Origin of the sequence: uncultured Paraglaciecola sp. (assembly GCF_913058035.1) — a bacterium.
Classification (GTDB): Bacteria; Pseudomonadota; Gammaproteobacteria; order Enterobacterales; family Alteromonadaceae; genus Paraglaciecola.
The window spans coordinates 1-11,522 of sequence record NZ_CAJXPA010000142.1 but is presented as its reverse complement, the minus strand read 5'-3'; the positions used below and the strand labels follow the sequence as shown (position 1 = coordinate 11,522).

Here is an 11,522-nt window from a genome sequence, read left to right as displayed (position 1 = left end):
ATTTTAATTACATAAAAATTCACTGTAATTAAGTCAAATGTTTAAAGCCGAACAGCATGCTTGCGGTGGGTATATTGTTAAAATCTGTGTTAAAAATTGATTTATTTTGAAACAAAAAACAGGTTAATACGTCTGATTAAACTACACTTGATGTATATCTTTTATATCAACACGATAAAATTTTAGTGTTAAACAATATAAAGGTCTCAAAAGCATTAATACGTTAAGAAATGGAATAGAAACACCATCTAAGGAGCCATCAATAAACACTACATCACCTTTTTAGGGGACGTCATGAATATTTTTAGCCAGTTTCAAACCCGGTATGAACTCAGAAAACAAGAAGAGTACACACTAGAAGAATATCTTGAAATTTGTAAGAACGACTCTAACGCATACGCATCCGCCGCAGAAAGGTTATTAATCGCTATTGGCGAACCCGAATTTGTAGACACCTCCAAAGATCCGCGTTTAAGCCGTATATTTTCAAATAAAGTTATTAAACGCTACGAAAAGTTTAGTGATTTTTATGGAATGGAAGAATGCATTGAAGAAATAGTCTCATTTTTCAAACATGCAGCTCAAGGTTTAGAAGAAAAGAAACAAATTATCTATTTACTTGGTCCTGTTGGTGGCGGTAAATCATCCCTTGCTGAAAAACTAAAAGAACTAATGCAAAAAGTGCCTTTTTACGCGATTAAAGGTTCACCAGTGAATGATAAGCCACTATCGTTGTTTGATATAAAAGAAGACGCTTCTTTGCTCAAAGAAGATTACGGTATCGACGCACGTTATTTAGGTTCAATCATGTCACCTTGGGCAGTAAAACGCTTGCATGAATACGGTGGTGATATCAGAAAATTTAAAGTCGTAAAACTATGGCCATCTATTTTAGACCAAACAGCTATCGCTAAAACTGAACCAGGGGACGAAAACAACCAGGATATTTCTGCCTTAGTAGGTAAAATAAATATTCGGATGCTTGAGGATTTTTCTCAAGATGACCCAGATGCCTACAGTTTTAGCGGCGGTTTATGCTTAGCTAACCAAGGCATGCTGGAATTCGTAGAGATGTTCAAGGCGCCAATCAAAGTACTTCATCCTTTGTTAACAGCAACGCAAGAAGGTAATTATAATTCTACGGAGGGCATGAGCGCTATTCCCTTTGAGGGCATTATTTTAGCGCACTCAAATGAATCTGAATGGCAAACCTTTCGTAACAATAAAAACAATGAAGCTTTTTTAGATCGAATTTCGATCGTAAAGGTTCCTTACTGCTTAAAAGTGACTGAAGAAATACATATTTATAAAAAACTACTTGAAAATAGTTCATTGAATCAATCTCCCTGTGCACCAGATACTCTAAAAATGCTTGCCCAATTCTCAGTTCTGTCTCGACTAAATGAACCAGAGAATTCTAATATTGACTCAAAAATGAAAGTATATGATGGCCAAAATATTAAAGATACCGACCCAAAGGCTAAGTCGATGCAAGAATACAAAGACAATGCCGGTGTCAATGAGGGAATGTCTGGTCTTTCAACCCGTTTTGCCTTCAAAATCCTTTCTCGAGTGTTTAACTTTGACACCTCCGAAATCGCTGCGAATCCAGTTCATTTACTCTACGTTCTCGAAAAACAAATTGAACAAGAGCAATTTGCACAAGAAACGGCTGAACAATACTTACGTTTTATTAAAGAGTTTCTAGCACCTCATTATGTTGAGTTTATTGGCAAAGAAATTCAAACAGCCTATTTGGAATCTTATTCTGAATACGGTCAAAATATTTTTGACCGATATGTGACTTATGCTGATTTTTGGATACAAGATCAAGACTATCGAGACCCTGAAACAGGAGAAATATTTAATCGAGCAGTAATAAATGAAGAGCTTGAGAAAACTGAAAAACCAGCAGGTATTAGTAACCCTAAAGATTTTCGAAATGAAATTGTTAATTTTATGTTAAGAGCCCGCGCCAACAATAATGGCAAAAATCCTTCATGGCAAAGTTATGAAAAACTACGTGCCGTCATTGAAAAGAAAATGTTTTCAATGACCGAAGACTTGCTACCCGTTATTTCATTCAACCCCAAAAACTCACAAGAAGACAAAAATAAGCATGAGCAGTTTGTAGAGCGCATGATTGATCGCGGATACACTGAAAAACAGGTTAGATTACTTGCAGAATGGTATTTGCGGGTTCGAAAGTCTCAATAATAGTCAATCAATTGAGGGGATTATAGAGCTTATAAAGTGGATGTGACCATAGGCATTATCTAAGTCTTCCAACAATGGTTTATGCATGCGCGCAGCCTGTTTAAAAGAAGCTCGATAACTTAAGGTCTATAACCTAGGAGATATTAATGGGCTTAACCCATATTATTGATCGTCGACTTAACGGCAAAAATAAAAGCGCCGTCAACCGTGAGCGCTTTCTTCGACGTTACCGCCAACATATTAAAAAGGCAGTGTCTGATGCTGTGAGTAAACGAAGCATCACCGACATTGACCGTGGTGATAATATCAGTATTCCCAGTAAAGATTTAGACGAGCCTACTTTTCGATCCGGTCAGGGCGGTTTACGTGAAACAGTTAATCCTGGAAATAAAGATTTTACTACTGGTGACCAAGTCGCTAAACCATCCAAAGGGAAAGGCGAACAAGGCTCAGGACAGGGCGAAGCAAGTGATTCAGGTGAAGGCGTTGATGAGTTTGTATTTCAAATATCACAAGAAGAATTTCTTGACTGCATGTTTGAGGATCTAGAATTGCCTAACCTAGTAAAAAAACAATTAAAAGATACCACATCGTTTAAATATCAACGAGCGGGTTATTCTAATCAAGGAAACCCTGCAAAAATTAATGTTGTACGCTCCTTACAAAAAGCTTACGGCAGACGCTTGGCGCTCACAGGAAAAAAGCGTGAAAGCATTAAAAAACTTGCACTCAAATTAATGGAACTTGAATCTTCAACTGAAGATTACACAACAGAAATACGTACATTAAAACTTAAAATCGAAAAGTTCAAAACACGTATCAAAAAAATCCCTTGGATTGATGATGTTGATCTTAAATTCAATCAACACGTGAAAATAGCACTTCCAAGTACCAGCGCTGTGATGTTTTGTTTGATGGATGTATCAGGCTCAATGAGCAAAATGCACAAGGACATCGCAAAACGTTTTTATATCCTGCTATATTTATTTTTAAAAAGGAATTATAAAAAAATTGATGTGATATTCATCCGTCACCACACCAGTGCAAAAGAAGTAGATGAAGAAGAGTTTTTTTATTCCCGAGAAACGGGCGGTACAATTGTTTCAAGCGCTTTGAAGCTTATGAATGACATTATTAAGCAACGCTACCCTGCAGCGGATTGGAATATTTATGCCGCCCAAGCTTCAGATGGTGATAATTGGAATGATGACTCACCGTTGTGCTTAAAAGTATTGCGTGAAGATATTTTGCCGCAAATTCAATATTTCGCCTACATAGAAATAACAAAATTAGAGCACCAAAGCTTATGGCATGAGTATGAATCCCTAAGCCCTGAGTTTCCAGATAACTTTGCGATACAAAATATCAGTGATGAAAGTGAAATTTATCCCGTTTTCAGAGAATTATTCACTCGTAAGGACAGTCATCATGAGTAAGCAATTCAAACACAACTATATTTCCAGTGGATCTGAATGGTCCTTTGAACTAATCGAGAAGTACGATGAAGCCATTGCCAAAATCGCTAAAGAATACAATCTGGATACGTATCAAAATCAGATTGAAATCATAAGTTCGGAACAAATGTTAGATGCATACTCATCTGTCGGTATGCCTTTGGGCTACAGTCACTGGTCATTTGGCAAACAATTTTTGAATAGCCAACAAAACTACAAACGAGGCCAGATGGGGCTGGCATATGAAATCGTGATTAACTCCGACCCTTGCATCGCTTATCTTATGGAAGAAAACACCATGATGATGCAAGCCTTAGTAATTGCCCATGCGGGCTATGGGCACAATTCTTTTTTTAAAGGGAATTATTTATTTAAAACGTGGACAGACGCTAGCGCAATTATTGATTATTTACTGTTCGCTAAGAACTATATTTCAAAATGTGAAGAACGGCATGGGATTGATGAAGTGGAAAAGATTTTAGATTCCTGCCATGCACTCATGAAATACGGCGTAGATCGTTATAAACGCCCTCCAAACATCTCAGCAGAAGAGGAGTCAAAACGCCAAGTGGAACGTGAGATGTTCATGCAACAGCAAGTTAATGAACTCTGGCGAACAATACCTTTAAATCTAGATAATGAACATGACGTTATTCACACAAAGTTTCCAGATGAACCTCAAGAGAATTTACTTTATTTCTTTGAGAAAAATTCGCCACTTCTGGAGCCGTGGCAACGTGAGGTTATTCGCATTGTACGCAAAATAGCTCAGTATTTTTATCCTCAACGCCAAACACAAGTAATGAATGAAGGATGGGCTACCTTTTGGCACTTCACTATTATGAATACACTTTATGATAGAAAACAGGTGGATGAAGGCTTTATTATCGAGTTTTTAACATCGCATACAGCGGTTGTATATCAGCCGCCCTTTGACAGTAAATGGTTTAGTGGTATCAATCCATATGCCTTAGGCTTTTCAATGTTTCAGGACTTACGCCGCATATGTGAGTCACCAACGGATGAAGATAGGCAATGGTTCCCAGACATCGCAGGCTCAGACTGGCTAGTAACATTAGACTTCGCCATGCGAAATTTTAAAGATGAGAGTTTCATACTTCAATATCTTTCCCCAAAAGTTATTCGAGATCTCAAGTTTTTCTCGATTAAAGATGACGATCAAGCAGAGCATTATAAGATAACTGGTATACACGATGAAGATGGTTATCGATATGTACGGGAGCAACTATCATTACAGTATAATTTGAGTATGCAGGAACCAAATATTCAAGTTTGGGATGTGGATTTAAGGGGAGACCGTTCTTTAACGCTTCGACATGTCCCTAATCAGCGCATTCCTTTGGCGAATAACACGGAAAGCGTCCTTAAACATGTTCATCGACTTTGGGGCTTCGATGTTCATCTTTACAGTGTCGATGAGAATGAAACGACTAAAGAATTTCATTGCCCGCCACTTAACAAGGTAAAGTCGGAATAAACCCTCAATATTATGGAACCTAATTTTAATTAAAAGGCTAAGGCGTAACTAGTCAGTTTAAGATTTTTAATATAAACAGAAAATGAGCATAGCTTGGTGTAATTCTTAATTGGTGGCTTGACGAATACTATCAACAGTTTCCTTGTGTCTAATATTTAAGCAGCCCAGAATATGTTAAATGCTCGATCTGCTCGCTTCAACACAATTTACGAGGGATATGAATACTCCCATCGTATTAACGTATAAATATTACCCTGCTGCTGCAAACCAGTATAAAGTCTTGATTTTTTTTGTTTCAGGTAGTTTGATCGTTTAAAAAAATCTTAAAGCGATATCGTTCTGATTAACATTAAGACTATTCCTGGAGATTGTTTAATTAATTTAGGCCTAAGTCAAAAAAACCGAAAGGTTGTTAGCTTCTTAATTAATTATCAAAGTAAATTTTGATGCCCGAATTAATGTCAGTTACAGTAATGAGCTAGTTAGCCAACACCTTCACATGTGCTACAACACTACGAGCAAGAGCATTTAATGCATAACCCCCCTCTAACACAGATACTATTTTGCCTTCGCAGTATTTATCAGCAAGCGCTTTAATTTGCTCTGTTATCCATATGTAGTCCTTTTCGACTAAACGCAATTGTCCGAGTTCATCCTCAGTATGGCCGTCAAAACCAGCGGATATAAAGATAAGTTGAGGTTTAAATTCGTCTACTGCTTTAAACCAATTTTTTATCAGATCACGATACTCGCTGCCCGTTGTGCCGGCTGGAAGAGGAACATTAACAATACCTTTTCTGCAGGGTTCAGCACCACTAAAGGGATAAAACGGGTGTTGAAAGGATGAACAAAATAGAACACGTTTATCGCCTTCGACAATGTTTTGGGTACCGTTACCGTGATGAACATCAAAATCGATAATGGCGACACGATCTAAACCATGCACTTCGAGAGCATGCATTGCACCTACAGCAATATTATTGAATATACAAAATCCAGATGAACTTGCGCGCCCAGCGTGATGACCCGGTGGTCGCACTGAACAAAACGCACTTTTTGATTTATCTTCTAGCACCAGATCGACAGCATCAGTAACTGCGCCTGCGGCATGTAAGGCAGCGTTTAAACTTTTATCCATCATAATGGTGTCATCGTCTAACCAAATTTTTTCGCCACCTAATGATGGTGCTCGATCAAATATGCTCTTAACAAATGCTTTGTCATGTGCAAGTTCTAATGACGACAGTTTTGCAGGATTGGCATCGGCAAAGTGCAACACATAATCAAGGCCAGACGCAATTATTTGATCATTAATTTTGTACATCCGTGCAGGCTGTTCAGGATGCTCGTCGCCCATGTCGTGTAAATCGCAATGAGGGCTACCTACAATAGTCACTGTCATTTTAATTATCCTTTTGTGAGGTCGGTTTTAATCGACTTATCATCAGCATTTAAGTATTTAATTAATTCAATTTCCTGTAAGTCAGAATTAGCAGAACGCACAAAACCAAATTGCTCAAATACTGAAATCATCGCTTTATTATTACTTCTTACCAACGCAAACATTGTTTCAAGGCAACGCTTTTTGGCAATATCTATCATAGTTTGCAGCAGTCGCTTAGCCATGCCTTGACCCTGATTTGTCTCTCGTGTCACAAACGCCACTTCACACGAATTTGGTTGAGGAATGAAATAATAACGTCCCACTGCCTCTATTCGTACTTTTGACCCTTCTTGATGCACAATGGTCAATGCCACATCTTTACTTTGATCAACGCTAACCAAATCACACGATTTTTCCCGCGTCATTGGTCCTGGCGAATAGTTATAACGCATCTTAATTGTTTCTTTAGTGTGTGAATAAAAAAACTCTTGCAAACGACGCTCGTCAGAGGGGTTGAGAGGTCGCAAATAAAACTTCTTATTCATATCTAAACGTAAAAGCTGCATATCACCTAATTCAGAAATATCGGTTGGCGTTTTTGTCTGATAATCAGGGACCCAATATTTTTTTCTAATTTGCGCCAGTAGTTCATCTCTAAATTTAGGATGCGCCACACGGATTAATTCAAGCGCCCGCTCGCGCACACTTTTGCCCTGTAAACTTGCTATACCAAACTCAGTGACAACATAGTGTACATTACCGCGCGATGTTACTACGCCAGAACCTTCAGTTAGGGTTGCAACTATGCGCGACACTTCTCCGTTTCTCGCTGTTGAAGGTAAAGCAATAATAGGTTTTCCGTTTTTACTTTTAGACGCCCCGGTTACAAAATCTACTTGTCCCCCTATCCCACTATAAAAATGATTCCCGATTGAGTCCGACACCACCTGCCCACTTAAGTCGACTTCTAGTGCGCTATTGATTGCTACCATATTGTCATTTTTAGCAATATTAGCGGGTTTATTCACATAAGAAGAAGGATAAAATTCTACATGTGGGTTCATATCAACAAAATCATATAATTTTTGAGTTCCGAAGCAAAAGCTGACTACCGTTTTACCTGGATGGAAGGTTTTGTACCTATTATTCACAATACCATGCTGAATTAAATCGACTATGCCGTCGCTAATCATTTCCGAATGAACACCTAAATTTTTATGATGCTGCAAATACCGTGTTACTGCATTAGGAATTTTACCAATACCTAATTGTAATGTAGCGCCATCTTCAACTAACATTGCCACATATTGACCAATTCGATCGATTATTTTTGTCGTTTCAGGTATGGCGACTTCAGGCAAAATTTGTTGATGTTTAATACACGCACTAAATTCACTAATATGTAGAAAAGAATGTCCACACGTTCTCGGCATGAGAGGATTAACTTGTGCAATAATGTGCTTTGCCGCTCGTGCTGCCGACATCACCACATCTACCGATACACCTAATGAACAAAAGCCTAGTTCGTCCGGTGGTGAGACCATAATTAGAGCTGCGTCGAGAGGTAATATATCTTCGGTGAACAAGCTAGACACTTCAGATAAAAAACAAGGTGTGTAATCTGCGCGGCCTTCTTCCACTGCTTTTCGAATAAGCTTGCCATGAATAAAAAAAGTATTAATTTTAAATCTTGAAGCATACTCAGGCAAAGCCCATTTGTTGTCTGATAATGTACTTATATGAGTAACTTCGATATCGTTTAAGCCCTTACCATCCTCAATAAGACTATCGATTAACGCATTAGGTACCGCTGCATTTGAACCAATGAAAACCCGGTTACCTGAATTTAAAAGGCTATGCCAATCAATTTTATTGCTGAATTGTGATTTTATGAGTTGCATGCAAAACAGCCTACTGAGTATTTGAATTTCTTTTACTTTATCACTATTACTTACATTTAAATTTAATATAGATCCCAAGCTTATAATTTAATGTCGCTTTTAGTCTGAGGCTGAATCTGAGATGCATATCATTGTTAACTGATGTATCGAGGTGTCGAAAACAGTTTTTATTTTTGTTCCATCTAAGCCTCCGAGTATTGAATATTACGCAGGTCTTGTTTTGAATAATGAAACGAATCCCGATCTTTATGTTGCAGCCGATATTTTAGGAAATGGATATTTTCAATGTGTGTCTCGTTGTGTCCTGTTAGATTATTTATGCAAATCAGTTGTTACGGATAGCTGCGAATGAAGACTCCATTTTCATCTACAAACTGCCACATAATAGAGTCGTGCACGCTGTAATTAAGCTCTTGATGTTACAGTTTGCTGTCAAGACCAAACTCCTGTTTCAGCTGATTCTTTGGGGTCAACCATCGCAACTTCGATATTGTTTGGTGTGCGAAGACCAAAAAAACCAAGGTATTTGAATATTTTCGTAAAAATCTCAATGTCCTGTTCTAGTCAACAAACTCCTAGCTCCTCCAATTGTATAGACTTCTAGAAGTCATGACTTAACTGTCGTTTTAATACCTCATTAACAAATGACGTGTTAAGAACTGTCCTAGCTGACTGGATAACAAATTCATCCACACTTGCATCAAGTATTGTTGCCATTGTTAGTGCGCTTGAGCGGTAAAATCTAAAGTCGACGTTACTAAAAAGATTAAAAAGACAGAACACTTTTATTGCCTTATTTTAAAACACATAATCAAGGCTATGATCACAACTGAGCGTAATATTATGATAATTATTGTATCGAGTTAACTTTCACAAGGAAGCATTAGAGGACTAACATTCATTTGACGTATCAAGAAAACAAAAAGCTTTTTACTTTTCTAAGAACCTGATAAATCACCAACAAACTTAGTTTAGCTACCTGTAAATTTAGGCGCTCTTCGTTCTGAAAATGCCTTTATACCTTCTTGCAAATCATTTGACTGCAAACTAGTCATCATAGTAAACATACCATTCAGCATTAAGCTTTGCTCGTCGGTCATATTCTCTGACTTACGCAAAATAAACTTAGTTCCGCGAACTGCCATCGGTGAGTTTCCAGCGATTTCATTGGCGATGACAATACCTGCAGCCATGGTAGCTTCAGCTGATTCATAAACATCGTTTACCAAACCAATCTTCTCGGCTCGGTTGGCTTTGATATCTTTGCCTGTGTAAACTAGCTCTGCAACATGACCTGCATTAAGTATCTTAGGAAGGCGCTGCAAGGTACCCACATCAGCAACCAAACCCAATCGTGTTTCACGTACACTAAATACAGAACATGCACTGGCTATGCGAATGTCACAGGCGGTAATCAAATCCACACCAGCACCTAAACAAAAGCCCTGTACGACTGCGATGACTGGCAATGCACAGTCAGCTAAGGCAGTAATAGCTGACTGAAACTTCTGAGTATTAGCTAGCTGCTGAATATTGGCTTCGGCTTTGGAACGGGCTTTGGCGTTTTTATGATCGCTTAGACCATCTTCTACTAGGTCAATACCAGCGCAGAAGTGTTTACCACGACCAGCAAGAATTATTGCACCTATATCGTCGTCTTCGCACAGAATGTTAAGGGCGTCTGGAATGGCTGACCATAATTGTGTCGACAGTGCATTATATTTGGCTTCACGGTCTAACCAGACTATTCCGACCTGCCCCTGCTTTTCGATACTTAGTACCTGGGATGAAAAACTCATTTTAATTCATTTACCTTTTAACTGATCTTATATTAAATAATTTATACACATATCTATGATTCTTAAAACTGCCTAGTTGCTGGCTGCATTCATCGTCTTTTTCACTTCACGTGTTGCAACAACCGAGTCACAGCTGGTGAAGGAAACACAAAGTTTTGCTTATTTACCGCCACCATGCAGCTCTAGTGATTTTAATATAGAGACGTTCATAACATTTTAACTATTGTTAATTTATTCTGTTGTGACACTGACTTCAAAACCTGCTTTATACTTATCATAAACAAACCTTATTTACTGACCCCCATAATGTGGCGCATAAGTTTATTCATACCGCCAATCCAGCGATTATAGTTTGTTGATTTGTTGCGCATATATTCCAACACAATGGCATGAGGTAATATCAGGAAACTCTCCTTACGCAGTTCTTCAACAACACAATTGGCAAGCTCTTCTGGTTCTATCATGCCATCACTCGCAGCAGCTGCGATAGCATCATTATCGACTGCAGTCATGGGTGTGCGCACTGCCTGAGGACAAAGCATAGAAACCTTAATTCCCTCATGCTTATGATGAATAGCTAACCACTCACCAAAGCCAACTGCGGCGTGTTTGGTGACACCATAAGCAGCACCACCAATCTGATTGAGTAAACCGGCAGCAGACGAAGTATTTAAAAAATAACCACCACCCCTAGCTACCATCCGTGGTAACAAATGACGGGCAGCATAGACATGAGACATAACATTGATATCCCAGCTCGCTTGCCATTCGCTATTCGGGGAATCGATATTTTCACCTATAGCCACACCAGCATTAGAGCAAAATAGGTCGATGGCACCAACGTTGGTTTCGGTTTCTTCTATCACCCGAGATATATCATTTTCTTTGGCAACATCAGCTATCATGGCAATGCCATTAACCATGACTGCCGTGTCTTGAGCGTTATTTAGGTTTATATCGACAACAACAATCTTTTTAGCGCCTTCTGCGTGAAAACGAATAGCTAAAGCTCGACCAATACCGCTGCCGGCACCAGTGATCACAATAATCTTGTCCTTTAGTTCCAAAAGATTTCTCCCATATTTTTAAAAGTTATTTTGGACTTTTATAAAGTACATAATGAAAATCACACTCAAAATTTTCTTTGCAAGGTGATTGCAAATAATCATAAATTTCAGTTTACAAAATATTAACTCATTCAAGGCCAGATACCAGTGCGCTACCTACTAACATCAAATGAGAGCCAAACTTATACAAGCGATATAATAT

At 38.4% G+C, this 11,522-nt stretch carries 7 protein-coding genes; 3 read left to right on the top strand and 4 right to left on the bottom strand.

Features of this window, described 5'->3' with window-relative positions:
* The first annotated feature begins 294 nt into the window (after positions 1-294).
* From QZ562_RS15950 to QZ562_RS15940, 3 genes are all read left to right on the top strand, one after another.
* Positions 295-2,217: a PrkA family serine protein kinase gene (locus QZ562_RS15950; protein WP_293762200.1), complete on the top strand. Its 1,923-nt coding sequence runs from the start codon at positions 295-297 to the stop codon at positions 2,215-2,217.
* A 146-nt stretch (positions 2,218-2,363) separates the two neighbouring features.
* Complete coding sequence (locus QZ562_RS15945) at positions 2,364-3,653, top strand: YeaH/YhbH family protein (protein WP_293762197.1); 1,290 nt, start codon at positions 2,364-2,366, stop codon at positions 3,651-3,653.
* Positions 3,646-5,169, top strand: a complete 1,524-nt coding sequence (locus QZ562_RS15940; RefSeq protein WP_293762195.1) for a SpoVR family protein — start codon at positions 3,646-3,648, stop codon at positions 5,167-5,169. Before QZ562_RS15945 ends, QZ562_RS15940 begins: the two co-directional genes overlap by 8 nt.
* A 478-nt stretch (positions 5,170-5,647) precedes the next feature.
* Here the strand turns inward: QZ562_RS15940 and QZ562_RS15935 are convergent, their stop codons facing one another.
* The 4 genes from QZ562_RS15935 to QZ562_RS15920 all read right to left on the bottom strand — a co-directional run bounded on the left by QZ562_RS15935 (position 5,648) and on the right by QZ562_RS15920 (position 11,320).
* A complete protein-coding gene (locus QZ562_RS15935; RefSeq protein ID WP_293762192.1) occupies positions 5,648-6,571 on the bottom strand; it encodes a histone deacetylase family protein in 924 nt (307 codons plus the stop codon).
* A 5-nt stretch (positions 6,572-6,576) separates the two neighbouring features.
* Positions 6,577-8,454 carry a GNAT family N-acetyltransferase gene (locus QZ562_RS15930; protein ID WP_293762189.1) on the bottom strand — a complete coding sequence of 626 codons (1,878 nt, stop codon included), beginning with the start codon at positions 8,452-8,454 and terminating at the stop codon, positions 6,577-6,579.
* Between the two features lie 971 nt (positions 8,455-9,425).
* Positions 9,426-10,253: an enoyl-CoA hydratase-related protein gene (locus QZ562_RS15925; protein WP_293762186.1), complete on the bottom strand. Its 828-nt coding sequence runs from the start codon at positions 10,251-10,253 to the stop codon at positions 9,426-9,428.
* Positions 10,254-10,540: 287 nt separating this feature from the next.
* Positions 10,541-11,320, bottom strand: coding sequence for an SDR family oxidoreductase (locus tag QZ562_RS15920; RefSeq protein ID WP_293762184.1), 780 nt, complete (start codon positions 11,318-11,320; stop codon positions 10,541-10,543).
* Between the last annotated feature and the right edge of the window lie 202 nt (positions 11,321-11,522).